Raw genomic sequence first — 22393 nt, forward strand, 5'->3', positions numbered from 1 at the left:
GTTTTTAAAGATGCCTGCCGATCTCCGCGAGCATCTGCGCCTCGGCTTCCTCCAGGGTGGTGTTAAAGGTGCATCCCGCCGCTCCCGCGTGTCCGCCGCCGCCGAAAACGGCGCAGATTTCGGAAGCGTTCTGCGGCGGCTGGGCCCGCAGGGAAATCTTGTACCCGCCGTCCGCCTTTTCGCGGATGGTCACGCCGATGGCCACGCCCTCGATGGCGCGGGGGATGGAGGCCAGCCCCTCGATGTCGCCCTCCGTCGCGCCGGTGCTTGCGATCATCTCGTTGGTAATTTTAATGACCGCGACGCGGTTGTCGTAAAAATAGCGGATCGTATCCATGACGCGGCGCTCCATATCGATGCGCGCGCGGCTTTTCGTGTCGAACATCACGCGGTTGATCCGATGCCCGTCGGCGCCTTTTTCAACAAGGTCCGCGGCAATACGGTAGGTGGCCGGGGTCACGTTGATGTATTTGAAGCAGCCGGTGTCCGTCGTGATGCCCGTGTAAAGGCAATCCGCGATCGCGGAATCCATTTCGACGCCCAGCAGATTGAGCAGGTCGAAAATGATTTCGCAGGTGGCGGCCGCTTTCGCGTCCAGGCAGGTGCGCTTCGCGTAATCGGAGTTCGAAGGGTGATGGTCGATGCAGAGGTCGATTTTGTCCCCGTAAAGGCTCTGGTTCGGTTCCCCGATCAGCTGCAGGTCGGCGATATCCACCGCGACGACCGTTTCGGGGGAAAACGTCTCCTCTTCCACGCCGCTGAAAAGGTACCGGTATTTCGGCACGATCTCGTCGGAACAGCGGATCATGGCGTGTTTGCCCATTTTCTGCAGTCCCCGGCAAAGCGCCGTGGCGGCGCCCAGGGTGTCGCCGTCCGGATACTGGTGGCTTAAAATAAGGATACGGTCGGCTTCCCGCAGAAAATCGGCCGCCTCGCTTCGGGTTATCATTTTTTATCACCCCTTAAATCGTTGAGCATCCGCGAAATATTCGCGCTGTACTCGATGGAGTCGGTCGCTTTGAAGGTAAGCTCCGGCACATGCCTGAGCTCAAGCCGCGCGCCAAGCTCGTGACGGATAAAGCCGGACGCCGATTTCAGGCCGGTAACGGCCTGCTTCGCCCGCTCCATCCCCTCCATTGCGCTGACAAAAACCGTACAGTAAGACAAATCGCTCGTGACGTCCACCCGGACAATACTGATCAGCCCCTGTACCCGCGGGTCTTTCAGCTCGCGGAAGATTGCCGTCAGCTCCCTTTTGATATCCTCGGTCGTCCGTCCCATTCTGTGGCTGGCCATTTTCTACCTCCGTATCTTACCCTTTCGGGATCAGTCCCTGTATTCCTCCATCACAAAGGCTTCCAGAACGTCCCCTTCCTTGATGTCGTTGAAGCGCTCCAGACCGATGCCGCAGTCGTAGCCCTCGGCGACCTCTTTCACGTCGTCCTTGAAACGGCGCAGGGAAGCGATCTTATCCTCCGTGATGACAATTCCGTCGCGCACGACGCGAATCTGTGCGGCGCGGGTGATTTTGCCCGTCGTAACATGGGCGCCCGCGATGGTACCCACATTGGTGATTTTATAGACCTCGCGGCACTCGGCCTTGCCCAGGGGCAGTTCGCGGAATTTCGGCGCGAGCATCCCCTTCAGGGCGGACTCGATTTCGTCGATACAGTCGTAGATGATGCGGTACAGGCGCATATCCACGCCGTCGCGCTTGGCGTTTTCCTCGGCGACCGGGTCGGGCCGCACGTTAAAGCCGACGATAATGGCGTTGGAAGCGGAAGCGAGCATGACGTCGGATTCGCTGATCGCGCCCACGCCGCCGTGAATGACGTTGACGCGGACTTCCTCGTTGCTCAGCTTCTCCAGCGACTGGCGGACCGCTTCCACGGAGCCCTGCACATCGGCCTTCACAATGATCTGCAGCTCCTTCATGTCGCCCTGCTTCATCTGGTCGAACAGATTGTCAAGGGTGACCTTGGTGCGGGAGTTGAACCGCTCTTCCTTCAGCTCGGTGCGGCGCTGCTCCACCAGCTCCCTCGCGAGGCGCTCGTCGGACACGGCGTTGAAGATATCGCCGCCGGTCGGCACGTCGTCAAGGCCGGTGATCTCCACCGGGACGCTCGGGCCCGCCTGCTCGATCTTCTGCCCGTCCGCGTCCGTCATGGCGCGCACGCGGCCCACGGTGGTGCCGGCGACAAGGATATCGCCGGTGCGGAGGGTCCCGTTCTGGACCAGCATGGTCGCGATCGGGCCGCGGCCCTTGTCCAGCCTTGCCTCAATGACGGTACCCTTGGCGGCGCGGTCCGGATTGGCCTTCAGTTCCTTCATGTCCGCCGTCAGGATGATCATTTCCAGAAGGTCCTTGATGCCGGTCTTCTTCACGGCGGAAACCGGGATGCACGGCGTGTCGCCGCCCCATTCCTCCGGAACAAGGTCGTACTCCGTCAGCTGTTCCATGACATGCTGCGGGTTCGCGCCCGGCTTATCCATTTTGTTGATCGCGACGATAATGGAAACGTCCGCGGCCTTGGCGTGGTGGATCGCCTCCACGGTCTGCGGCATGATGCCGTCGTCCGCGGCGACCACCAGAACGGCGATATCCGTTACCTGCGCACCTCTGGCGCGCATGGTGGTAAACGCGGCGTGGCCCGGGGTGTCCAGGAAGGTAACGTCGCGCTCGCCCAGCTTTACCTGGTACGCGCCGATGTGCTGGGTGATGCCGCCGGCCTCGGAGGCGGTGACGTTCGCGTGGCGGATGGCGTCCAGAAGGGACGTCTTGCCGTGGTCGACGTGGCCCATGACAACCACGACCGGCGCGCGCGGCACAAGGTTGTCGTCCTTGTCCTCGCTGTCGTCGATGATCTGTTCCTCAATGGTGACGACGACTTCCTTTTCGACCTTCGCGTGGAATTCCATCGCGGCGAGGGAAGCGGTGTCGAAGTCGACGGTGTCGTTGACGGCTGCAAACACGCCCAGAGCCATCAGCTTCTTGATGACCTCGGCAGCGGTGGCCTTCAGGCGGAGCGCCAGCTCGCCGACCGTAATTTCCTCCGGAACCTGGATGGTGATCGGCTTCGCCTTGCGCTCCAGCGCGATGCGGCGCAGACGCTCGGCCTCCGTCTCCTTGCGGGAATTCCTCGGCCTGCCGCGGTACTGGGAGCTGCGCTGGGTCAGCTTCTGCTTCTGCACGGTGTTGGCCGTGTTGATTTTTTCGGAAGCGAGGCGGTCGTATTTTTCGTTGTATTTGTCAAGCTCCACATGGGACGCTCTCGTGTCTACGATCCTGCCCTCGGTGCGTTTGATCGCGTTGCCGGAGTCGCCGCCGGACGGCTGCGGCCTTCTCTGCATGGTGCTCTGCTGCGGTCTGGGCGCCGCGGGAGCCTTGTGCTGCTGCGGGGGCCTGGGGCCGACCGGCGTGATCTTGCCCGGCTTTACGGCCTTGCGCGCGGGCGGAGCGGAGGCCGTCGCGCCCTGAGCGGGATGCGCCGGGGCCGCGGGCCGCTGCTGCTGCGCGCCCTGCGCGGGGCGCGGGGCACGGGCCTGCTGTACGGGCGGACGGGGCGCGGGCTTCTGCGGCTGGATGATGACATCCGGCCTTTCCGGCTCCACCACGGTCTCTTTCCGGTCCGCCTGAGCGAAATACGTGTCGAGGTTTTCGCTGCTGTTCTTCTGCGTAAACGTCTCAAAAACGAGGTCGAGTTCGCCTTCGTTGAGAGCCGTCATATGTTTTTTGGTTTCTCCGGTATACTTCTCCAAAGCGTCAATGACGTCCTTATTCGGGACGTTCAAATCCTTTGCCACCTCATGGACCCTGTATTTCATCATCATATATCAAATTCCTCCTCATTACTCTGTACCGGCCGCCTGTGCCCGGGAAAGCGCAAGCAGCTTTTTAGCGAACCCTGCGTCATTCACCGCTACAACTCCGGTTCGCTTTCCAAGAGCCATGCTGATTTCGTCCATTCCCGCCCCGCAGGTGACCACCGCGGTTCCTGCTTCCCCGGCCGCCTGGCGGACGCCTCCGGCGGTTCGGGGGGAAAGGTCCGCCGCCAGCAGTACCAGCGCGGCGCTTCCCCTTCTCAGCGATTCGATCGCCGCGTCATTGCCGAGCGAAAGCCTTCCGGCCCGGCGGGCAATGCCGAGAAGATGTAAGATTTTTTCATTCATTCCGGCTGATTTCCTCCTCCATACGGTCAAATACCTCGTCGGGGATTTTGCAGGAGAAGGCTTTTTCAAATCTTCTCGCCTTTCGCGCCGCTTTCAGGCAGTCTATGCTCCTGCACACATATGCGCCGCGCCCCGGCCTGCGTCCTGTCAAATCAAGAGAAATTTCCTGTTCGGGCGATTTTACCACCCGCACAAGCTCTTTTTTCGGTTTCATCTCTCCGCACCCCGAGCACATCCGCATCGGTACTTTTTTTTCATGCATCCCATACACCGCCTGTTCCAAAAGAATTTACTTCTGCTCTTCCTCGCCGAAGAAGCCGCTTTCCGGCTTGATGTCTATCTTCCAGCCGGTCAGCTTGGCGGCAAGGCGGGCGTTCTGCCCCTTGTTGCCGATCGCGAGGGAAAGCTGGCCGTCCGGCACGGTCACGCGGCACGCGTGGGAGCCGTCCTGTGCCGGGGTGACGGAAAGGACGTCCGCGGGCGACAGCGCGGAGGCGATAAACTGCGCCGGGTCCTCGCTGTACTCCACAATGTCGATCTTTTCGCCGCCCAGCTCGTTTACGATATTGGAAACGCGCGCGCCGCGGGAGCCGATGCAGGCGCCGACGGCGTCAACGTCCGGGTTATGGCTCAGGACCGCGATTTTTGTGCGGGACCCCGCTTCGCGGGAAACCGCCTTTATCTCCACCGTGCCGTCGTAAATTTCGGGCACCTCGGTTTCAAACAATCTTTTGACCAGGTCGGGGTGGACACGGCTGATCATGGCGCGCGGGCCTTTCTCGGTTTCCTTGACGTCGACCACGTACACCTTGATGTGGCTGCCCTCCGTCAGCTTTTCGTCGCCGACCTGCTCGCTTTTGGGCAGAACGGCCTCGGCCTTGCCGATCAGAAGCGTCGCCGCGCCCGTGCGGGGGTCTACCCGCTCCACCAAAGCGCTGACCAGCTCCTGATGCTTGCTCTGGAACTCCTGCAGCATCTGGCCGCGCTCGCCGTCGCGGATGCCCTGCCGGATGATGTTGCGGGCGGTCTGCGCCGCGATGCGTCCGAATTCCTTGGTGTTCAGCTGAACGCCGACCACTTCGCCGACGCCTGTTTTCGGGTCGATTTTGCGCGCGTCCTCCAACAGGATCTCTTTTCCCTGGTCGCTTATGTCCTCAACGACGGTCTTGTGCAGATAAACTTCGAACGTCCCTTTTGCCGAATCCATGTTTATCACACAGTCCTCGTTGCCGTAGCTGTTTTTGCAGGCCGTGACAATCGCCTTTTTGATCCTGTCGAGCATAAAGTCGACCGGGATCCCCCTTTCCTTTTCCAACAGAGCAAGGGCCTCGAAAACTTCGCTGTTCATTCCTCAATACCTCCAACAATATCATCATCCACCAGCCGCACCGACGAGGCATCCCTGGCGGCGAGTGAAATCGTTACTCCTTCCTCCGTCTGAAGGACCATGGTATTCTCCCCGTAATCTTCCAGTACGGCGGTCAGCTCGCGCCGCCCGTCCTCCAGGGGGCGGATCAGCTTCACGCGCACCACGGAACCCAGAAACGCCTGAAAATGCTCCCCTCGCACAAGCTCCCGGTCGATTCCCGGGGAGGAGACCTCCAGGCAGTACGACTGGTCGATCGGGTCGAGTTCGTCAAGCGGGCCGTTGATCGCGCGGCTCATTTTTTCACAGTCCTCGATGCCCACGCCGCCCTCTTTGTCAATAAAAATCCTCAGAAACCAGTCGGCTCCCTCTTTCAGGAAGCGGACGTCCCAGACGGAAAGCCCCAGCCCGGCCGCGATCGGCGCGGCAAGCTTCCATACCGCCTCAACGGTATTTCCGTTCTTTTTCTTATAAGCCAACCCTGTTCACCTCATAATACAAACAAAAGAGCGGGTCGCCCCACTCTTTCATCCTTCATAATATTACTTATTTATAATATCACAACAAAACAACGAATGCAAGGGGAAAAGTGAATAATACGCTTATTCCTCCATCTGTTTTCCCAGGAAGGACGCCGCGACCTGCGCGAGCTTGGTTTCGCTTTCCGTGGGAACCTCGTCGCCGTCGTTTCCGAGCAGGACCACCGCTCCGGTCACGTCGCTGGAAGCGATGATGGGATAAACGACTTCCGCCGTCCTGTCCACGCCCTCCACGGGCCGGAACGCGGATTTTCCCTTGCTGATAAAGTTCGTGCGGCTCTGCATGCATTCCTCAAGCTCGGGGGTCACGCGGCGCTCCAGGAATTCCTTGCGCGAAACGCCGGCCGCCGCGACGACATGGTCGCGGTCACAGATAATGGCGGGCGCGTTGATCGCTTTGCTCAGCACATCCGCGTACTGTCCGGCGAAGGTGGACAGCTCGCCCACCGGCGAGTATTTCTTAAAAATGACCCCTCCCTGCGTATCGGTAAAAATTTCAAGCGCGTCGCCCTCGCGTATGCGAAGCGTGCGGCGGATCTCCTTTGGGATGACAACGCGGCCTAAATCATCAATTCTTCTGACTATTCCTGTGGCTTTCAATTTTATTACCTCCTGTGCGGTGTTGTCTGTGCTTATTATCCGCAGGAATCTCTTTGCTATGCAGGATTTGACAAGGATGATTTTGGGAAAATTTTTTCTTTTTGCTCCCGAGGGCCGCGCGGTCCGTGTTTATGTTTTGGGGAAATGCGGTAATACTTGTAAAAGGAAGGAACCCGTACTATAATAATTCATATTAAGTTTTCCCGAATAAATGGAGGTTTTACATTGAAAAAGCTGATAAAATTATGCGCCGCGGTCCTTGCGGCGGCGGCCCTGTTCGCGTTCGCGGGCTGTTCGGCGCGCACGCCGGTTACGGCGGACGAATTTAAAAAGCAGGCGGAAGCGGCCGGGTTTACGGTGACGGACTCCTCCGCCGGCGCAAACGCGGAAAAATACCTGAGCGCGGTCAAAAGCGAGACCGGCACGGAGCTGGCGTTTCTTTCCTTCTCCTCGGAAAGCGCCGCGACGGAGATGTACACGAACCTTAAGTCGAGCATTACCTCCGGCACGGACGGCGACGCGAAGAACATCGACTCCTCCTCCTATAATAAATACACCCTTGTAAACGGCGAGCTGAACCATATTCTGGTGCGGATGAATAAAACCGTTGTGTACGGCAAGGCGACCACAACCTATAAAAACCAGATCGACGATTTTTTCAGCGCGATCAAATACTGAACCTGCTTTCCATAAGGCTCCCCTGACAGACGCGGACGCGGCGCTTGTCAGGGGAGCCTTTCTGATGTGTTGAACCCAACGGATCTAAAACAGTTTTCCGCCGGTAAAGCCCGCGAAGGCCATGGACAGGATCCCGACGTAGATCAGCACGGCGGGCAGCCCGCTGAACGCTTTGGGCATGTCCGGATTCCTGCAGATTTCCGGCGTATGGGAAAAGACGAGGGCGGCCAGAAAGAACGCCGCGCCCGTGCCGAGGGCAAAGCCGACGGCGTCCGGCAAAGCGAGCTTCAGGCTTTTCAGCACGTACGGCATGGAGAGCACGACCGTATTCATTGCCGCCGGGGCCAGAATCTGCCCGTATTTCCTGTAAAACCGCGCGGAAAAGGTTTTCAGGACAGCCGCCGCGATCAGATAGGCCGCCGCGCTGCAAAAAGCCAGCAGGGCCGGCCGCAGGACAATCAGCGTCTGGCTGCCCGCAAGCAGCGGGCCGAGAAAATAAGCCGCAGCCATGGAAATCAGCGTAAAGACCGTCACGAAGGCGGAATACATTCCGAGCATTTTCGGCCTGCGCCCCGCGCGGAGCACGCGGCTGAACCCGATGCCCCCGGCAAACAGGATATTTTCCGTGCTGACCGCCAGAAGCGCGGTCAAAAGCATCCGTACAAAGGTGTTCATATGCGGGGCACCTTCCTTCTGCCGGCTTTTTTACCGCGCTTTTCATTTACCCACTGGACGAACGCGGCGAAAAACCCCAGCAGGATGAAGCCGAAAAACGGCAGGGAAACGCCCGCGTCGGCGGTGCCGTACACCCCCATGTTGGTGTGCCACAGGCTGCCCTTGAGCCAGAGCTCCCGGACAGCGGCGCTCAGGCAGATAACCGCGGCGAAGCCGGCGGAGCACCCCAGAGCGTCCGCAGCCACCGCCCAGCCGATATGGGTGGGCGCGTAATCGTTCGCGCGGGAAAGGAGCATGGAGTTGCCGATCATCAGAGCGGCGAACATACCCAGGGCGGTCACCGATCCGGGGAGCAGCTTTTCCGTCAGCCACGCGGCGGGCAGATACAGAACCGCGGAAACCGTCAGGACCAGCCCCGGACGGATCCACAGGGGCATCATTTCCCCCACCAGGCAGAGCAAAAGGGACAGCGGCAGGGTCAGGAACAGGAACAGGAGGGACAGCTCAACGGCGTTCCTCATATTGTAGCCGCCCGCAACAACGGGGTAAAGCCCGAGCGCGCCGACCAGAACGGGATTTTTGAAAAACGCCCCGTTCAAAAAGATCGTGCCCGTTTCGCGCAGCAGGGTTTTCTTATTCGTCATACGGTTCCTCCCCCAGTCTCAGCGCCCCCAGCAGCAGAGAATCAATCTGCGGGGCGGCGGCGTTGGCAATGATGACGGCGAAGACGGCCCCCTGTTCAAACGCGCCGAAGCGCCGGAACATCATCACCAGAAAACCGGCAAAGGCGCCGTAAAAAATACGTCCCGGTATCCTGTGCGGGGCGGTCACCGGGTCGGTGACCATGAACACGGAACAGAAAAGCAGGGATCCCGACATCAGTTCGTACTTCACAGAGGTCAGCGGGCCGCACGCGATTCTGGGAAAAAGCGCTGCGATCAGCACGGCGGCGGCCAAAAACGAAACCGTGATTTCCCATCTTGCCGTGCGTTTCAGGAACAGGAAAAGCCCGCAGGCGCAGATCACCAGAATTCCGGTCGTTCCCAGCGGGCCGGGAAACACGCCCCACAGCATGTCGAGCGGCAGGATACCCGGCTTCAGCCCGCTTTTTAAAACGGCGGCCGGCGAAGGGGCCAGCACAGCGGTAAAATCCTGATACGGCGGAATCGTCTGAGCGGCCGCCGTATCGAAATAGGAAAACATCTCCTTCGGCCAGCACAGCACGGCGAAGGCGACGCCGGACGCCGCCGGATTAAACGGCGTATGCCCGATGGAGCCGAACGGCATCTTCGCGGCCAGAATCGCAAAGGCGGCCGCCGCACAGGGCAGCCACAGGGGAGCGTTGAGCGGCATCAGCATGGTGATCATCATCCCCGTGACAAGGGAGGACCCGTCGGAAAGGCTGATGCTCTTTGTCTGGATCAGACTGAACGCAATCTCACAGACCGCACAAGCCAGCATGGTCACGCCCGCCATCACGAGCGGGCGCGGCCCGTAGTGCACCACGGGCAGAACGAGCAGCATGGCAAGCGCGAACAGCACGTCGCGCATCATGGAAGCTACGGAGGCTTCGCTTTTTACAAAAGGGGCTCTCGCTTCATGCAGCGTCAATCGAAGTCACCGCTTTTCTTATAGGCCGCCGCCTTCGAAACGGCGGCGGGCAGGTCGATTCCGGAAGGGCAGGCGACGGCGCAGGCCGAGCAGCCGATGCATTTCTGCACGTTCAGCATCCTGACCGGGTCCGGACTGGCGCTTTGTATCTCTCTCAGGACCTTCCACGGCACAATGCCGCGCGGGCACGCCCGCTCGCATTTCTCACAGCCGATACAGGGATAGGTCTTGTTTCTGGGGGGCTTTCGCAGCGCGATCACACAGCGCGTCTCCGCCGTGACCGGCTCGGAGAGGTCGGTGACGGTTTTTCCCGTAACGGAAGAACCGGTAATGACCACCTTCGTCTTTTCGCTCGCCTCACAGGCGTCCAGCAGAAATTTCAGCGGCGTACCGATACGCACCCGCAGATTCCGCCAGTGCTCCACCCCGTCGCCCGCCACCGTCACCACGGTAAAGCTCTGGGGTTCGTTTTCGTCCACGGCGGCGGTCAGCGCCAGGAGCGCCTGCGCGCCGACATACGCGGCGTTTTTTCCGGAGGCGTACAGCTTCCGTTTCAGAAGCACCCGCGCCGGGTACCGTTCCCCCGCTGCGATCAGATCCGCCTGCGGGTTGATCTTCCGGATCAGGCGCGCCTCCCGGGAAGCCGCCACGGCGATTTTGTTCTCCGCCGCGCCGCACGCCCGCGCGGCAAGCACCAGCCCGGCGATCACCGCGTGCGTATTTTCCCGCAGCGCCGCCATGGCGCTTGTCGTACAGGGGTCCTCGTCAAAGCAGCAGGCCACGAGCATATCCGGTTTCAGCCGGCGCAGCCGCCTCAGCTTCTTGTCCAGCGCCGCGCCGTCGAACTCGTCGACGATCCCGGCGGCCTCGGCGGCGGCGATAATCCCGCCGGCGTCAAGCTTCCCTTTCCGCGGCGGAAGCGGCCTCGGCTCCTCAATGCCCTCCGGAACGGGAAGATCCTTTATTTTATGTCTCAGCGAAGCTGATTTTTGCTGCTCCAGCTTTACGCCGCGCTGCAGTATCACGCCGCCACCCCCGTTTCTATTTTTGCCCGGCCGCCGCTTTCAGATCCCTGATCGCCTGTGCGGCATCCTCCGCCTTGAAGACGCTTGTCCCCGCCACGCACACATCCGCGCCCGCCTGTGCGGCCGTCCGGATGGTGGAGGGATTGATTCCGCCGTCCACCTGGATCAGCAGCTCCGGCCTGCGGGCTTTCAGGACCCGGATCTTCTCCATCATGTCCTCCATAAAGCTCTGGCCGCCGAACCCCGGCTCCACCGTCATGACAAGCACCATGTACAGCTTGTCCAGATACGGGAACAGCGCCTGTGCGGGCGTGCCGGGCTTCACGGACAGCGCCGGCTTCGCGCCGCCCGCGCGGATGGCTTCCAGCGTTTTTTCCGTGTCGGACTGCGATTCTATATGAAAAGTAATGATATCCGCTCCGGCGTCTAAAAAATCAGGGACATACCGGAGCGGTTCATCGATCATCAGATGCACGTCAAAAGGTTTCTCCGTAAATCCGCGCACGGCCCTGATCACCGGCGCACCGAAAGTCAGGTTTGGCACAAAATGCCCATCCATTACATCCAGATGGATCCAGTCCGCGCCGCAGAGGTCCATTCTCCTTACTTCATTTCCAAGCTGTGAAAAATCCGAGGAAAGCACCGAAGGTGCTATTAGCATATTGATTCCTCCATTGCTTTTTCCTTTATTCTACCCTAAATAAATTGTTTTTTCAACGTTTCAGAACCGGTTCCCTCAAACTTTATAGTGCCTGCCGGGAACGGATTCCCGGCAGACGATCTATAATAAAGCGGTTTCAATATTTTCCCCGCACTCTATTGTATGCATGAATTCGCATTTTGGCAGTAAAAAAGCTCCGCGTCCGCGAAGCTTTTTCCGCTATTTCCCATCGTGGCCGGAGGGGTCGTCCCCCGGGGCGTCTTCCCCGCTTTTCCTGCTTTCCCTGTAGTAGACCACACAGGCAAGCACCAGCGCCGCCGCGGTAAGCCCGCGCAGCACCCAGCCCCAGGCCCCGGCAAACGGGTTGACCGCGAGGGCGGCGTCCGCAAACCACCATCCGCCCAGAAGGAGAAAGAACGCGCCCAGCGCGTAAAAAACACGGTTTTCCCGGCCCATCCGGAAAATCAGGATCAAACCGGCGGCAACCCACATCGCCGCATATACGTAAGGCAAATCAACCGCTCCCCGCTGTTATGATATTTTATCATAATATGAATCGGGGCTTCTGTCAATCGCTACGCGCAGGTTTTCTCGGCCCCGCGCAGCCTGCCCTGCGCACGCTGGGGATGCCTGTGCACCCGGCGGCGGCGCACGGCGGCCTCCCGCCTGAGCTGCAAAAAGCAGCAGAAGGCCACGACGGCCTGCAGAACAAACTGGACGGTCTGGAACAGCCGGTTCCCCTCACCGGAGAGAAGAGAGAGCAGCCCCATCGCCGCGGTCATCCCCAGCAGCGCGCGGCCGGACTGCGTCCGCGGCCTGAATTTTCTGGCCATGACACCCGCCGCCAGCAGCATGATCGTTCCCGTTAAAAGATTCATCGTTTTACCCTCCCGGCCCCAAAACCGTTCATATGTTCTATTTGTTGTCCTTATAATAACACATATGTTCTATTGAATGCAAGCTTTCTTTTTCAAAAAGTTTTGCGCGGGGACATCCGCGGGACAGCAAAAAGGAGCGGGTTGCCCCGCTCCCTGTATTACAGAACATAAATATTCATCCTGCGGTTTCCGAACTGCCGGCACTGCCCGACCGTGTTGAAGTACAGGTCTGCGACAATGCGCCCGTCCATTACCCCGCCGCCGGTATCCGCCGCAATGGCGTAGCCGTAAACGACCTTGCCGTCCGGGGAGCAGATATAAAGCCTGCTGCCGTAGGGGATGATCTTCGGATTGACCGCGACCAGACCGAACGCCGCCGCCCGCCCGGTCGAGGTCCTTCCCCCGCCGGTGTAGCCGGTGCATTTTCCGGTAACATATTTCTTATAGGAAATGGTCTTTCCGTTCTGGTCAGTGACCGTTCCGTCGCCGTTGATCACGGCGGCGCCCGCCGCCTTTTTCTTTGTTCCGACCACGGTCACCTGATCGACCGGCTGTTCCACCACGGTGGTGCTGACGACCTCGCTGGCGGCAACCTTTCCTTCCACCAGCTTCTGGCGGGTAACCACGGACTGGCTGCCGGCTTTGCCGGAAGTCTTGACCTTGATCTGCCCCTTATAAAGACTGGCGCTGTTTTCGTTTTTGTTCTTGAACGCGACCGGCTGGATGCTGGTAACCTCCTTATAGGTCACCCTTGAGACGGAAATTTCCATTCCTTCGCTGACCGGGGCGTTCCTCTCCACATTGACAAGGTCCTCCGCGCCGAGGGAAACCCCGGCTTCGTCAAGCGCCTGGGCGACGGTGCCTTCGCCGACGAGCACGGATTTCGTCTGCCCGTCCGCGGTCATGCTGACGGTAAAGTTTCTTCTTACCCGGATATCCGTTTCCGGCGTGACCTTTTCAGCCGGTTTCGGAGTAACCACATCGCTTGCTTTCAGCGTTACCGCCGCCGCGGACAGCGCCTTTGCCACCGTATCGCCGTAGTGCAGCGTAACGGTTTTTACATCGCCGTCCGCGCTGACATCCGCCTGAAACGCGGTTCTCACAGTAATGAGGATTTTCCCGTCCGGGGTCGGTTCGGGACTGCGTTCAACAATATCGTTTTCGCCGGGCTTGACGTCTGCCGCGGCAAGAATTTCATCTGTCCCATCCCTGTACAGCTGTACGGATCTTTTTTCTCCGTTATAATCGACCACCGCGTTGCGCGTTACCGCCGCCACTGTGATAACGGAACTGACTGTAATCACAAGCATCATGGCCAGAGCAACCACTCTTTTCATCGAGTTTTGCAGCCCGACCGTATTTCGTGTGAAAAATTGCATTTGTCCACCCTTTTCCCTGCTTCGGCGGGGTAAATACGGGCCTTGCCCACCACCTTGCCGAGCGTCAGTTTTTAGAGCATCTATCTAATGGCGTAATTATATTCACCTAATGCATAATTGTCAAATTATCATTGGTCGCAAATTTGTAGATATTGCACAAAGCCTTTTCAGCGAATATTCGAAAATTTCACCTTAATTTTCTGTGTCCGCACAAATATTCCTTTTCTTGCGCTGCCAAAGAAACTCTTTTCTGTGCAAAATGCAAGAAAATCAAAGTTACAAACTTGTTACAAATATTACAGCGTTGTTTACACTGTAGAGGATTGGGGTTTTTCGCCGTTTTTCCGGACGATCGGTTAAAATCAGCGGCTCTGCGCCTGCGTTTTTGCTGTTTTGAACACTGTATCAAAATCCGTCATTTTTGATACGATTCCGCTTTTCCGCCGAAAAGCGGCCCAAGCCTGAAAAAACCGGTTTTCGTTCCTTTTCGCTGCCTGAATCCGGCGCCGGAAAGCGCAGCGCAGCCACACTATATATAGTATATGAAGGCTGTCCAAAAAGAGCGCGAACTTCGCCGGAAAAACGCTATATATAATGAAAGGGGCTCCGGTCATCCGGAGCTCCTTTTACCGTACGATCAATCCTAAGTATCTCGACAGGCCGCAGGCCTGTTCCGCAGTGACGACCGCCCCCCGCAGCTCCGGCCCGGAGAGCAGGATCCCCGCGATTTCACAGGTTGTAAAATCGATCCCTTTGAGCGGTGCGTGAAGAAATTCCGACCGGGTCAGATCGCATTTCTGAAACCCGGCCGACTTGAAGGCGCACAGCTGAAAGCTCGCGTTTGAAAAATCGCTTTCCTCAAAGCGGCACCCCTTCATTTTCGCCGAGGATAAATTTCCATAGGTGCAGATGCATTTTTCCATGGCGACGCTTTCAAAAGAGGATTCTGAAAAATTGACGCCCAGCATCCTGCAATTTTCAAACCGTACCCTGCGCAGCAGGCACCTGGAAAAGTCGGCGTTGGAAAGATCGCAGCCGCTGAAAACAGCATCCGCAAAATACAGGCCGCCAAACCCGCTTTCAGCCAGGCGGCAGTTCTCGAAAAAGCAGCCCAGAATGTCGGCGCCGCAGGCCGCCGTGCCGTTTTGCGCCGCGTTCCGGAAACGGTAACCCTTCACGTCCCTCTCTTCCTCCTGTGCCTGCCGAACGGCTTCCTCCAGGGTCTCCGATTCCGTCAGCTGCTCCGGAAGCTTCGGTTCTTCCGTTTTTATCATTTCGTTTTCTTCCCTCCTGTGAATTTTTTATTCCGGAGATATTCATTCCCTCCGTTCCCCGGGCGGCCGGCCCGTTCAGCGCCGTCATCCGTAATAACAGGAAAGCCCCCGCAGACAAACCGCGGGGACCTTTGATTCGACGGAGCGCACCCCCCTGAAACAGGGAAAACCCGCACGGTGTATCCCGTGCGGGTAAAATTGAAAAAATTATCTCTTTGAGAACTGGGGTGCGCGGCGGGCTGCTTTGAGGCCGTACTTCTTGCGCTCCTTCATTCTCGGGTCGCGGGTCAGGAATCCGGCCTTCTTCAGCGTGGAACGCAGATTCTCGGAATCATACTGGAGCAGCGCTCTGGCGATGCCGTGGCGGATTGCGCCGGCCTGGCCGGTTACGCCGCCGCCGGCTACGCGGCAAACAACGTCGAATTTCTCATTTGTATTGGTAAGAACCAACGGCTGGCGGACGATCAGCTTGAGGGTGTCAAGTCCGAAATAATCGTCGATGCTTCTGTCGTTGATGGTCACTTTACCGGTGCCCTGGTAAACTCTTACGCGGGCAACGGAGCTTTTTCTTCTGCCGGTTCCATAAAAATATGGTGCTTTCTCGTACATATTAATCCTCCTCCCTTACAGTTCCCAAGCCTGCGGCTTTTGAGCGGCGTGAATGTGTTCCGCGCCCTCAAACAGACGAAGTCTGGCCATGGCGGCACGGCCGATCGTGGTGCTGGGGATCATGCCTTTTACGGCAAGCTCCATCGCCTTGCAGGGCTTTTCACTCATAAGGGTGTCGTATCTGACAGCCTTTAAATGTCCGATATAACCGGTGTGGTGATAATAATATTTCTTTTCCAGTTTCTTTCCGGTCAGCACGGCGTCTTTGCAGTTGATGATGATCACATGGTCGCCGCAGTCAACGTGCGGGGCAAAGGTTACTTTGTGTTTTCCGCGGAGCAGGACGGCGGCCTGTTTGGCGACGCGGCCCAGCGGTTTGCCTGCTGCGTCGAGCACATACCACTTGCGCTCAACTTCGCCGGCCTTCGGCATATAGGTGGACATAGCTTATACCTCCTGAATTTTTATCTGAAAATATCACAAAACCCCGCCCTTTTGGCAGGGCTGCCTTTCTTAAAAAAGCGCACCGGAAAACGGCGCAAAGGAATTGCATGTATGATACTACCACAGGAAGGCCGCCGTGTCAAGAGCAAAATGCGATTATTTTAATTTAGTTGATGGTTTCCTCCTGTTTTCACCTGTTTTTGGCCTGTTCCTCCTTGTCACTCCCCCGCCATTTCACTTTTCAGGTGCGCTTTCGCCTATATTGTCAACCATATAATTAAATTTCAGGTTGACAATACAACAAATTCTGCCTATACTGAAAACAAATGAATTGATACGGGAGATGCTTATGAAAACAAAGCAGCTGACTTTGACCGCGTTGTTTACCGCGCTTACCATCCTGTTCGCGCAGCTGATCCTTCCGCTGTCCTTCACGCCGGTTCCGCTTTCGCTTTCCCTTGTGCCGGTCTATCTTTCGGGCGCGATTCTGCCGAAGCGGTACGCCGTATACTCCCAGCTGGTCTATCTTCTGATCGGCGCCGTCGGCCTGCCGGTATTCGCCGGGTTCAAAGGCGGGCCGGGCGTGCTTTTCGGGCCGACGGGCGGATTCCTCATCGCCTATCCGCTGATGGCCTTTCTGACCGCGTGGATTCTGGAGCTCCTGAAGAAAAAGACGCTTGCCTCCTGCGTCCCGGCCATGCTCGCCGCCCTTGCCGTGTGCTACCTGTGCGGCTCCCTGTTCTACGTGTTCGCAGGGCACGTCAGCTGGCTCAAATCCCTCTCCGCCACGGTTTTCCCGTTCATTCCTTTCGACCTGATCAAGGTCTCCGCTTCTGTTTTACTTACCCCGGCGATCAACAAATCGTTGACAAAAGCAAATCTAATACAACTTGTATAAACAGTTTGGACCTGCCGGTCCAGGACGCGCCTACGGGACCATGCGGTCGGCAAGCGCCTACGGCGACGCTCTCATGAGAGCAAGGAAACAATACGCAAACTCCTTCCGGCGCGGACCCTCCCGGCCCGCGAGCAGAATAAGACCAGTTATAAAGCCCTTTTCTTCGGATAGGGCTTTTTTTCATCGGTAAGGCCCAAAAGATAATCCACGCTTGTGCGATAGTAATTTGCGATCGCGATCAGAATTCCGGTTGGAATATCGTTTTCGCCTGTTTCATATTTTGAGTAGCCGGTCTGCGACATCCCCAGTATTTGAGCAAATTGTGTTTGCGACAAATCATGGTCTGTTCTTAATTCACGAATTCTTCTGTACATATAAATTCCTTATTTCCCTTTTCTGGGATAAGGTTCGATTTTTTCCGTCAGGCCCAAAAGATAGTCCACGCTGGTTTGGTATATTTCAGACAATTTAATCAGTATTTCGGGGGACATCGCGTTGATTCCGTTCTCATAGGCGGAATAAGTCCTCCGATTGATAAAGAGCAAATCGGCAACATGCTGCTGTGTCCAGTCCCGGTCTTCTCTCAACTCTCTAATTTTATTATAAATCAATATTCTCACCCCAACCTGATTATAAATGCCAGAATTTCTGCCATTGACTTTTGGCAGAAATTCTGGCAAAATAAGATTGAGGTGATAAAAATGGAACCTTATCGGGAAATGTATTATCTCTTATTTAACCGTATAACCGACGTTGTCCGCGATTTGCAGGACGCCCAGAAAGCAGCGGAAGCCCTTTTTCTGGAAAAGGAACCGGAGTCTCCGATTTCCGCGCTGCGGATTTATCCGAAGCATAAAGATTAACTTATCATAAAAAAGAGACCGAATCACTCGGCCTCTTAAAACTGCTATTGCATTTCTCTTCCTATGACCTGCGCGAGCGCGCCCACCTTCTGAAACAGGGCTGCGTAAGCCTCCGGGGTGAGCTGCTGCGCGGCGTCGCTCATCGCGGCCTTGGGGTTGGGATGCACTTCTATAATCAGCCCGTCGGCGCCCGCAGCGATTCCCGCGAGCGACAGGGACGTAATATACTTTGATTTTCCCGCCGCGTGGGACGGGTCGATAATAATCGGCAGGCTGCTGCGCTCCTTGACCACCGACACGGCGGAAACGTCCAGCGTATTGCGCGTCGCGGTCTCAAAGGTGCGGATGCCGCGCTCGCAAAGCACGACGTTGTAGTTGCCCTCGCTCATAATGTACTCCGCGGCGTCCAGCCATTCCTCCACGGTCGAGGAAATTCCGCGCTTGAGCAGCACGGGGATCTTAGAGCGGCCCACTTCGCGCAGCAGACGGAAGTTCTGCATGTTCCGCGCGCCGATCTGCAGCATATCGCAGTATTTTCCCGCGGTGTCGATCTGATCGTGCGCCACGATCTCGCTGACTACCTTCAGCCCGCAGGCGTCCGCGGCTTTCCGCATCAGCTTCAGGCCTTCCTCCTCCAACCCCTGAAACGAATAAGGGGAGGTTCTGGGCTTGTAAGCGCCGCCGCGCAGAAAACGGGCGCCCGCAGCCTTTACGCCAACGGCCGCCTGTGTGATCTGGTCCTCGTTTTCCACCGCGCAGGGGCCGGCCATCATCACCAGCTTCTTCCTGCCGATGACCTCTTCCCCCACCTGTACCACGCGTCCGTCCGGGCACATCTCCCGGCTGGCCAGCTTGTAGGAATGCATGATGGGGACGCATTTTTCAACGCAGTCCATCAGCTCGAAATCAAATCCGCCGAGCTTCGTCTTATCGCCCAGCACGCCGACGATCGTCACCTGGGAACCGGTGGAAAGGTTCGCGCCAAGGCCGTGTTCCTTCAGGGCCTTTACGACCTTGTCCACGTCCTGCTTCGTGGATCCGTTTTTCATTACAATAATCATGATTTCATACCCTTTTTCCGCGTTATGGAAAATCCTTCCGTAATGCGCTTTCATAACTTTATGCTTTAAACTGTTAAAATCATTATACCTTTTTTGGGGGAGAATTGCAAGCCCGGAATCCCCGAGCATAAAAAACAGCCACCCTATTGGGTGACTGCTTTATCATGTTGGCACTTTCCTATTGTCCCGGGCCGTTACCAGCCAAGTATCTTCGGCACCAGTGAGCTTAACTTCCGTGTTCGGGATGGGAACGGGTGGACCCTCACCGTCATCAGCACCAACTTTTCAGTTCTCGTGACGACTTGATAATAATACCACCATCTCCGACAAAATGCAAGTGTTTTTTAAAAATAATTTAATTTTTTGTTACATGGGAGTAAACTCGATCCTATTTTGGGCGGTTTTTCTGGCTCTTATGCACCGAAAGCACGATTTTTAAGGCTTTTACAAGCTTAACTGTTCATTTCGGCGGAACTCAACATATTGCGGCAGGCGGCGAAAATCCCGACGGATACCAGCACATTGCTGATAAAAACCGGCAGCCCCAGCAGCGTCAGGGGGATATTTTCAACAAGGAGATAAAGCGCAAGGCTGATCCCCGCTCCCGGAAGCAGAAGGACAATCAGCATCAGCATATAGGCGAACATCAGCAAGCCCTTATTCACCAGCTGGCCGAATATCCGCTGGGAAAGGATATTTCCCGCGGTAAAAATAAAGCCCATGGAAGCATAGAGCAGCATACAGACGAGCGCGGTAACCGGATTCGCGCGCAGCAGAACGCCGAGCACGGCAAAGATGATCGCGCCGTCCACAACCGGCGTCAGAAGCGTCGTCAGGCTGGCCCAGAACAGCTTTGCGAACGGTTTTTCCGGTACCAGGTAAATATACGGCTTCATCAACTCCAGCGTCCAGTCGCCGGCGGCATTGAAAAAAAACTGAATATAGCTGCTCATACTCAGCGCGATCGCCAGAATGACGCCGCTGGGCATCCCGTCGTCCCCCTCTCCGCCGGTGATCGCCCTGAGCACGAGCGCCAGAATCACATTGATCACCAGCAGCACGATGCTGGTGGTACGGAGGAACGGGATACGGTTTTTGCGTTTCATTTCACGGATATGCTTGAAGAAAAAGACGCTGGCTCCCCAACCGTGCCAGATGCCGGTATCCGTCACCCTACGGGGCTGGGTGTTCAGGCCGCGGATTCCCGCCGACTTTCCGTTTTTCATCGACTGCTTCAATTCAAACGTGCTTTCGGTGGTCTGGAGCACATCCTCATAATAATCCGAATCGCTTTTGGCGAACAGAAGGACGCTCCCCGCAGCCGCTGCCGCGTTCAAAGCCGCGAATACGGCGGCGCGCATGGTGTCCCCGTTCATGATGGCGAACACCATGCCCTTGATCCATCCGACAACCGGCGCGAATTCCAGATACGGCGAGGCCAGCGCGGCGAAAAGCGACTGCTGGCTGGCGCCGTGGAACCAAAAATTGCTCAGGGCAAACGCCGCCATCATCGCGATTTCCGCGTACAGCACCGTTTTAATCCATCCTGTGCGCTCCGGGCGTCCGCTCGAATAGCTGTAAACCAAAAGGGTAATCAGCTGAATGGTGAACACCATCAGCGCGATCCCGGCCACCAGCGCGACCATCTGCCAGACCGTAATCCCGAACAGGTCAATCGCCATTCCGGCGTAAAACATCAGAAAAACCATCATGAAAATGCCGGAGGCCATCTGCTTGACAAGGCCGTAGGCAAGTATTTTTTTAGGGGAAACAGGCGAAACAAACAGGAAATTCACATCGGACATTCTGAAAAACGTAGCCCCGCTTTTCAGCCCGCTCAGCACGCTGGGTACTGTAATCAAAAAGAGGATGACAAAGTAAACCCCGTGCAGGATCCCGATGTCCAGGTAGCCTCCGGGCGCGCGGACTTCCCGTTCCGTTCCGTTTAATAAGTTGAGCCCCAGAATTACCGCCAGAAACAGATACAGAATCAGCCTTGCCGGGTGGTGCAGCAGGTCCATCACGGCGTTTTTGATTTCCTTCCGGACTAAATACAGTATCGCTCTCATCGCGCGTCCCCACCCGTCTGCGCGCCTTCCGTAATGGAAAAGAACAGCTGTTCCAGATCCTCGCCGGTGCTCTCTATTTCCGCGCGGGTGCGGACCGCGGCGATTTTTCCGTCCATCATAATCAGGGCCTTATCCCAAAAGTCCCGCACACTGTCCAGCATGTGCGTGCTGACCAGAACGGCGCAGCCTTTTTCCCGCAGCTCCGTCAGCATGGTTTTCAGCTCCTTGATCGCGTGGGGGTCCAATCCGATCAGGGGCTCGTCCATCAGGACCACCTTTGGCTCCGGGAGCAGCGCGCAGCAGATGCTGAGCTTCTGCTGCATTCCCTTGCTCAGCTCCTTGCCCAGCTTTTTGCGCTTATCGTCCAGCTCCATGCGTTCCAGCAGCGTCCTGGCTTTCTCCTTCCAGTCCTCCACCTTATACGCACGCGCGATAAATTCCAGATGCTCGTAAACAGTCAGCGTTTCGATCGGCGCCGGTATTTCCGGAATATAGCCGAAATTCCGCTTCGCCTCCACGGTTTTATTCGGATATCCGCAAACGGCGATATTCCCGTTAAAGCGCAGCAGCCCCGCGATGCACTTGATCGCCGTTGATTTTCCCGCGCCGTTGGGGCCGATCATCACCGCGATTTCGCCCGGATCCACCCGAAAATTCAAATGGTCGTTCGCCAATGTATTTCTGTATTTCTTTGTTAAGTCTAAAACTTCAAGCATTGCTGTCCTCCAAGCTTCTATTCGCGATTTTATCCGTTCGTTAATAATAAAACGCATTCCCTCCGAAAGAAGAGACGCTCACCACAAAGACCGTGAACACCATAACGGCAAGAATGGTCACGCCCGTCAGCGCAACGGCGATGGTGAGGAAAAGCTTTGCGCGGCGGGCCTGCTCTCCCGCCAGCGGATTTCTATTCTGTTGGGGTTGGTTCGGCGCTCCGCACCGCGGGCAGACCGCGTCATAAAAATAATGCCTGAAACCGCAGTTGGGGCATACGAGATAGTTTCTTGAGGAATTTCGGATACAAAGATAGACAACGCCCGGAATCAGGCCCAAAAATCCGATCAGAAGGCCCCACATCAGCGCGTCCGGATTCGCTTTCGCGCAGGCGTCGCTGTAGGCGGCCAAAGCGAAAAGCACGCGTGCGGCAAGCGCAGGCAGGCTGACAAGTATCATCAAAAAAAAGACTCCAATGCTGACAGATGCCACTGTTATATCCCTCCGTTCATATCGGCGGTTTCCGCCTTTAGCCTGTATTAAAAGACGAATACAATGGTACGGGAAAATTCACAAAAAGTCAACCCCATATGCCCTTTGATCTCCTTGCGGAAATCATTTCCAGACAAATAAGGCTGTCAAAAACGTAAAAAAAAGACCCATCTGAATGATAGGTCTTACATTTTATGCATATTATTACACTGAAATCGGACTTCGCAGCCGGCACGCGCCTCCGGCGATCATAGCGGAAAGCAAATACCTGCGCTGACGTTCCTTTTCAGACACTTTTGTACACTGAAAACTGAATAAAGGGAAGGAAGCAGAAGTTTGAAATAGAGGGTTGCCAAGAAAAATATGGTCAAGCCCTCGGCCTATTAG

At 56.8% G+C, this 22393-nt stretch carries 28 protein-coding genes and 1 rRNA gene; 3 read left to right on the plus strand and 26 right to left on the minus strand.

Features of this window, described 5'->3' with window-relative positions; translation table 11 throughout:
• Window positions 1–4 precede the first annotated feature (4 nt).
• The 8 genes from ACQGQ5_RS08260 to ACQGQ5_RS08295 all read right to left on the minus strand — a co-directional run bounded on the left by ACQGQ5_RS08260 (window position 5) and on the right by ACQGQ5_RS08295 (window position 6675).
• On the minus strand, window positions 5–949 hold the full coding sequence (locus tag ACQGQ5_RS08260; RefSeq protein ID WP_455736051.1) for a DHH family phosphoesterase: 945 nt from the start codon (window positions 947–949) through the stop codon (window positions 5–7).
• Window positions 946–1296 carry a 30S ribosome-binding factor RbfA gene (gene rbfA, locus ACQGQ5_RS08265; protein ID WP_455736052.1) on the minus strand — a complete coding sequence of 117 codons (351 nt, stop codon included), beginning with the start codon at window positions 1294–1296 and terminating at the stop codon, window positions 946–948. Before rbfA ends, ACQGQ5_RS08260 begins: the two co-directional genes overlap by 4 nt.
• A gap of 30 nt (window positions 1297–1326) precedes the next feature.
• The gene (gene infB, locus ACQGQ5_RS08270) at window positions 1327–3831 is read right to left on the minus strand and encodes a translation initiation factor IF-2 (RefSeq protein WP_455736053.1); all 2505 of its coding nucleotides are present in this window, start codon (window positions 3829–3831) and stop codon (window positions 1327–1329) included.
• A gap of 18 nt (window positions 3832–3849) precedes the next feature.
• The gene (locus tag ACQGQ5_RS08275; protein WP_455736054.1) at window positions 3850–4170 is read right to left on the minus strand and encodes a L7Ae/L30e/S12e/Gadd45 family ribosomal protein; all 321 of its coding nucleotides are present in this window, start codon (window positions 4168–4170) and stop codon (window positions 3850–3852) included.
• Window positions 4163–4432: an RNase P modulator RnpM gene (rnpM, locus tag ACQGQ5_RS08280; RefSeq protein WP_455736055.1), complete on the minus strand. Its 270-nt coding sequence runs from the start codon at window positions 4430–4432 to the stop codon at window positions 4163–4165. Before rnpM ends, ACQGQ5_RS08275 begins: the two co-directional genes overlap by 8 nt.
• A gap of 27 nt (window positions 4433–4459) precedes the next feature.
• Window positions 4460–5518, minus strand: a complete 1059-nt coding sequence (gene nusA / locus ACQGQ5_RS08285; protein ID WP_455736056.1) for a transcription termination factor NusA — start codon at window positions 5516–5518, stop codon at window positions 4460–4462.
• Window positions 5515–6015, minus strand: coding sequence for a ribosome maturation factor RimP (locus ACQGQ5_RS08290; RefSeq protein ID WP_455736057.1), 501 nt, complete (start codon window positions 6013–6015; stop codon window positions 5515–5517). The genes nusA and ACQGQ5_RS08290 overlap by 4 nt, the downstream gene beginning before the upstream one ends.
• A 123-nt stretch (window positions 6016–6138) precedes the next feature.
• Complete coding sequence (locus ACQGQ5_RS08295) at window positions 6139–6675, minus strand: stage V sporulation T C-terminal domain-containing protein (RefSeq protein WP_275714623.1); 537 nt, start codon at window positions 6673–6675, stop codon at window positions 6139–6141.
• A gap of 225 nt (window positions 6676–6900) precedes the next feature.
• Between ACQGQ5_RS08295 and ACQGQ5_RS08300 the strand changes: the two genes are divergently transcribed.
• Window positions 6901–7353, plus strand: coding sequence for a hypothetical protein (locus ACQGQ5_RS08300; protein WP_455736058.1), 453 nt, complete (start codon window positions 6901–6903; stop codon window positions 7351–7353).
• 84 nt (window positions 7354–7437) lie between these two features.
• Here ACQGQ5_RS08300 and ACQGQ5_RS08305 read toward each other — a convergent pair whose 3' ends face one another.
• The 11 genes from ACQGQ5_RS08305 to rplM all read right to left on the minus strand — a co-directional run bounded on the left by ACQGQ5_RS08305 (window position 7438) and on the right by rplM (window position 15909).
• A complete protein-coding gene (locus ACQGQ5_RS08305) occupies window positions 7438–8028 on the minus strand; it encodes an Rnf-Nqr domain containing protein (protein WP_455736059.1) in 591 nt (196 codons plus the stop codon).
• Window positions 8025–8672: an Rnf-Nqr domain containing protein gene (locus tag ACQGQ5_RS08310; protein WP_455736060.1), complete on the minus strand. Its 648-nt coding sequence runs from the start codon at window positions 8670–8672 to the stop codon at window positions 8025–8027. The genes ACQGQ5_RS08305 and ACQGQ5_RS08310 overlap by 4 nt, the downstream gene beginning before the upstream one ends.
• A complete protein-coding gene (locus ACQGQ5_RS08315; RefSeq protein WP_455736061.1) occupies window positions 8662–9639 on the minus strand; it encodes an RnfABCDGE type electron transport complex subunit D in 978 nt (325 codons plus the stop codon). The genes ACQGQ5_RS08310 and ACQGQ5_RS08315 overlap by 11 nt, the downstream gene beginning before the upstream one ends.
• The gene (locus ACQGQ5_RS08320) at window positions 9636–10664 is read right to left on the minus strand and encodes a 4Fe-4S dicluster domain-containing protein (protein WP_455736062.1); all 1029 of its coding nucleotides are present in this window, start codon (window positions 10662–10664) and stop codon (window positions 9636–9638) included. Before ACQGQ5_RS08320 ends, ACQGQ5_RS08315 begins: the two co-directional genes overlap by 4 nt.
• Before the next feature lie 16 nt (window positions 10665–10680).
• The gene (gene rpe / locus ACQGQ5_RS08325; RefSeq protein ID WP_455736063.1) at window positions 10681–11325 is read right to left on the minus strand and encodes a ribulose-phosphate 3-epimerase; all 645 of its coding nucleotides are present in this window, start codon (window positions 11323–11325) and stop codon (window positions 10681–10683) included.
• A gap of 219 nt (window positions 11326–11544) precedes the next feature.
• Window positions 11545–11838 (minus strand): hypothetical protein, encoded by a 294-nt coding sequence (locus ACQGQ5_RS08330; protein ID WP_455736064.1) that lies wholly within the window; start codon window positions 11836–11838, stop codon window positions 11545–11547.
• Between the two features lie 62 nt (window positions 11839–11900).
• Window positions 11901–12203 carry a hypothetical protein gene (locus ACQGQ5_RS08335; RefSeq protein ID WP_455736065.1) on the minus strand — a complete coding sequence of 101 codons (303 nt, stop codon included), beginning with the start codon at window positions 12201–12203 and terminating at the stop codon, window positions 11901–11903.
• A 158-nt stretch (window positions 12204–12361) separates the two neighbouring features.
• On the minus strand, window positions 12362–13582 hold the full coding sequence (locus tag ACQGQ5_RS08340; RefSeq protein ID WP_455736066.1) for a ubiquitin-like domain-containing protein: 1221 nt from the start codon (window positions 13580–13582) through the stop codon (window positions 12362–12364).
• A gap of 626 nt (window positions 13583–14208) precedes the next feature.
• On the minus strand, window positions 14209–14856 hold the full coding sequence (locus ACQGQ5_RS08345) for a pentapeptide repeat-containing protein (RefSeq protein ID WP_455736067.1): 648 nt from the start codon (window positions 14854–14856) through the stop codon (window positions 14209–14211).
• 207 nt (window positions 14857–15063) lie between these two features.
• On the minus strand, window positions 15064–15465 hold the full coding sequence (gene rpsI, locus ACQGQ5_RS08350) for a 30S ribosomal protein S9 (protein ID WP_455736068.1): 402 nt from the start codon (window positions 15463–15465) through the stop codon (window positions 15064–15066).
• Between the two features lie 15 nt (window positions 15466–15480).
• A complete protein-coding gene (gene rplM, locus ACQGQ5_RS08355) occupies window positions 15481–15909 on the minus strand; it encodes a 50S ribosomal protein L13 (RefSeq protein WP_455736069.1) in 429 nt (142 codons plus the stop codon).
• A gap of 349 nt (window positions 15910–16258) precedes the next feature.
• Here rplM and ACQGQ5_RS08360 point away from each other — a divergent pair, with 349 nt between their 5' ends.
• Window positions 16259–16807, plus strand: coding sequence for a biotin transporter BioY (locus ACQGQ5_RS08360; RefSeq protein WP_455736070.1), 549 nt, complete (start codon window positions 16259–16261; stop codon window positions 16805–16807).
• A gap of 146 nt (window positions 16808–16953) precedes the next feature.
• On the opposite strand, the gene ACQGQ5_RS08365 is transcribed toward ACQGQ5_RS08360, so the two are convergent.
• Window positions 16954–17181 (minus strand): helix-turn-helix domain-containing protein, encoded by a 228-nt coding sequence (locus tag ACQGQ5_RS08365; RefSeq protein ID WP_455736071.1) that lies wholly within the window; start codon window positions 17179–17181, stop codon window positions 16954–16956.
• Between the two features lie 9 nt (window positions 17182–17190).
• Window positions 17191–17418, minus strand: coding sequence for a helix-turn-helix transcriptional regulator (locus tag ACQGQ5_RS08370; protein ID WP_455736072.1), 228 nt, complete (start codon window positions 17416–17418; stop codon window positions 17191–17193).
• A 90-nt stretch (window positions 17419–17508) separates the two neighbouring features.
• Here ACQGQ5_RS08370 and ACQGQ5_RS08375 point away from each other — a divergent pair, with 90 nt between their 5' ends.
• Entirely contained in the window at window positions 17509–17670 is a 162-nt protein-coding gene (locus tag ACQGQ5_RS08375) for a hypothetical protein (protein ID WP_455736073.1), read from the plus strand.
• A gap of 44 nt (window positions 17671–17714) precedes the next feature.
• Here the strand turns inward: ACQGQ5_RS08375 and aroF are convergent, their stop codons facing one another.
• The 5 genes from aroF to ACQGQ5_RS08400 form a co-directional block, all read right to left on the minus strand.
• Window positions 17715–18731, minus strand: coding sequence for a 3-deoxy-7-phosphoheptulonate synthase (aroF, locus tag ACQGQ5_RS08380; protein ID WP_455736074.1), 1017 nt, complete (start codon window positions 18729–18731; stop codon window positions 17715–17717).
• 165 nt (window positions 18732–18896) lie between these two features.
• Window positions 18897–19013, minus strand: a 5S ribosomal RNA gene (gene rrf, locus ACQGQ5_RS08385).
• Window positions 19014–19183: 170 nt separating this feature from the next.
• Window positions 19184–20800: a putative ABC exporter domain-containing protein gene (locus tag ACQGQ5_RS08390; protein ID WP_455736075.1), complete on the minus strand. Its 1617-nt coding sequence runs from the start codon at window positions 20798–20800 to the stop codon at window positions 19184–19186.
• Window positions 20797–21516 (minus strand): ABC transporter ATP-binding protein, encoded by a 720-nt coding sequence (locus tag ACQGQ5_RS08395; protein ID WP_455736076.1) that lies wholly within the window; start codon window positions 21514–21516, stop codon window positions 20797–20799. Before ACQGQ5_RS08395 ends, ACQGQ5_RS08390 begins: the two co-directional genes overlap by 4 nt.
• 40 nt (window positions 21517–21556) lie before the next feature.
• A complete protein-coding gene (locus tag ACQGQ5_RS08400; RefSeq protein WP_455736077.1) occupies window positions 21557–21976 on the minus strand; it encodes a hypothetical protein in 420 nt (139 codons plus the stop codon).
• Window positions 21977–22393 lie beyond the last annotated feature (417 nt).

Source organism: Caproiciproducens sp. (assembly GCF_053840905.1).

Coding starts and splice junctions, on each gene's coding strand:
- ACQGQ5_RS08345 (WP_455736067.1), bottom strand. CDS start 14,856: ATGATAAAAACGGAAGAACCGAAGCTTCCGGAGCAGCTGACGGAATCG.
- rpsI (WP_455736068.1), bottom strand. CDS start 15,465: ATGTACGAGAAAGCACCATATTTTTATGGAACCGGCAGAAGAAAAAGC.
- ACQGQ5_RS08395 (WP_455736076.1), bottom strand. CDS start 21,516: ATGCTTGAAGTTTTAGACTTAACAAAGAAATACAGAAATACATTGGCG.
- rnpM (WP_455736055.1), bottom strand. CDS start 4,432: ATGCATGAAAAAAAAGTACCGATGCGGATGTGCTCGGGGTGCGGAGAG.
- ACQGQ5_RS08390 (WP_455736075.1), bottom strand. CDS start 20,800: ATGAGAGCGATACTGTATTTAGTCCGGAAGGAAATCAAAAACGCCGTG.
- ACQGQ5_RS08335 (WP_455736065.1), bottom strand. CDS start 12,203: ATGAATCTTTTAACGGGAACGATCATGCTGCTGGCGGCGGGTGTCATG.
- ACQGQ5_RS08260 (WP_455736051.1), bottom strand. CDS start 949: ATGATAACCCGAAGCGAGGCGGCCGATTTTCTGCGGGAAGCCGACCGT.
- ACQGQ5_RS08340 (WP_455736066.1), bottom strand. CDS start 13,582: ATGCAATTTTTCACACGAAATACGGTCGGGCTGCAAAACTCGATGAAA.
- ACQGQ5_RS08275 (WP_455736054.1), bottom strand. CDS start 4,170: ATGAATGAAAAAATCTTACATCTTCTCGGCATTGCCCGCCGGGCCGGA.
- rbfA (WP_455736052.1), bottom strand. CDS start 1,296: ATGGCCAGCCACAGAATGGGACGGACGACCGAGGATATCAAAAGGGAG.
- ACQGQ5_RS08360 (WP_455736070.1), top strand. CDS start 16,259: ATGAAAACAAAGCAGCTGACTTTGACCGCGTTGTTTACCGCGCTTACC.
- ACQGQ5_RS08310 (WP_455736060.1), bottom strand. CDS start 8,672: ATGACGAATAAGAAAACCCTGCTGCGCGAAACGGGCACGATCTTTTTG.
- rplM (WP_455736069.1), bottom strand. CDS start 15,909: ATGTCCACCTATATGCCGAAGGCCGGCGAAGTTGAGCGCAAGTGGTAT.
- ACQGQ5_RS08365 (WP_455736071.1), bottom strand. CDS start 17,181: ATGTACAGAAGAATTCGTGAATTAAGAACAGACCATGATTTGTCGCAA.
- rpe (WP_455736063.1), bottom strand. CDS start 11,325: ATGCTAATAGCACCTTCGGTGCTTTCCTCGGATTTTTCACAGCTTGGA.
- infB (WP_455736053.1), bottom strand. CDS start 3,831: ATGATGATGAAATACAGGGTCCATGAGGTGGCAAAGGATTTGAACGTC.
- ACQGQ5_RS08375 (WP_455736073.1), top strand. CDS start 17,509: ATGGAACCTTATCGGGAAATGTATTATCTCTTATTTAACCGTATAACC.
- ACQGQ5_RS08305 (WP_455736059.1), bottom strand. CDS start 8,028: ATGAACACCTTTGTACGGATGCTTTTGACCGCGCTTCTGGCGGTCAGC.
- aroF (WP_455736074.1), bottom strand. CDS start 18,731: ATGATTATTGTAATGAAAAACGGATCCACGAAGCAGGACGTGGACAAG.
- nusA (WP_455736056.1), bottom strand. CDS start 5,518: ATGAACAGCGAAGTTTTCGAGGCCCTTGCTCTGTTGGAAAAGGAAAGG.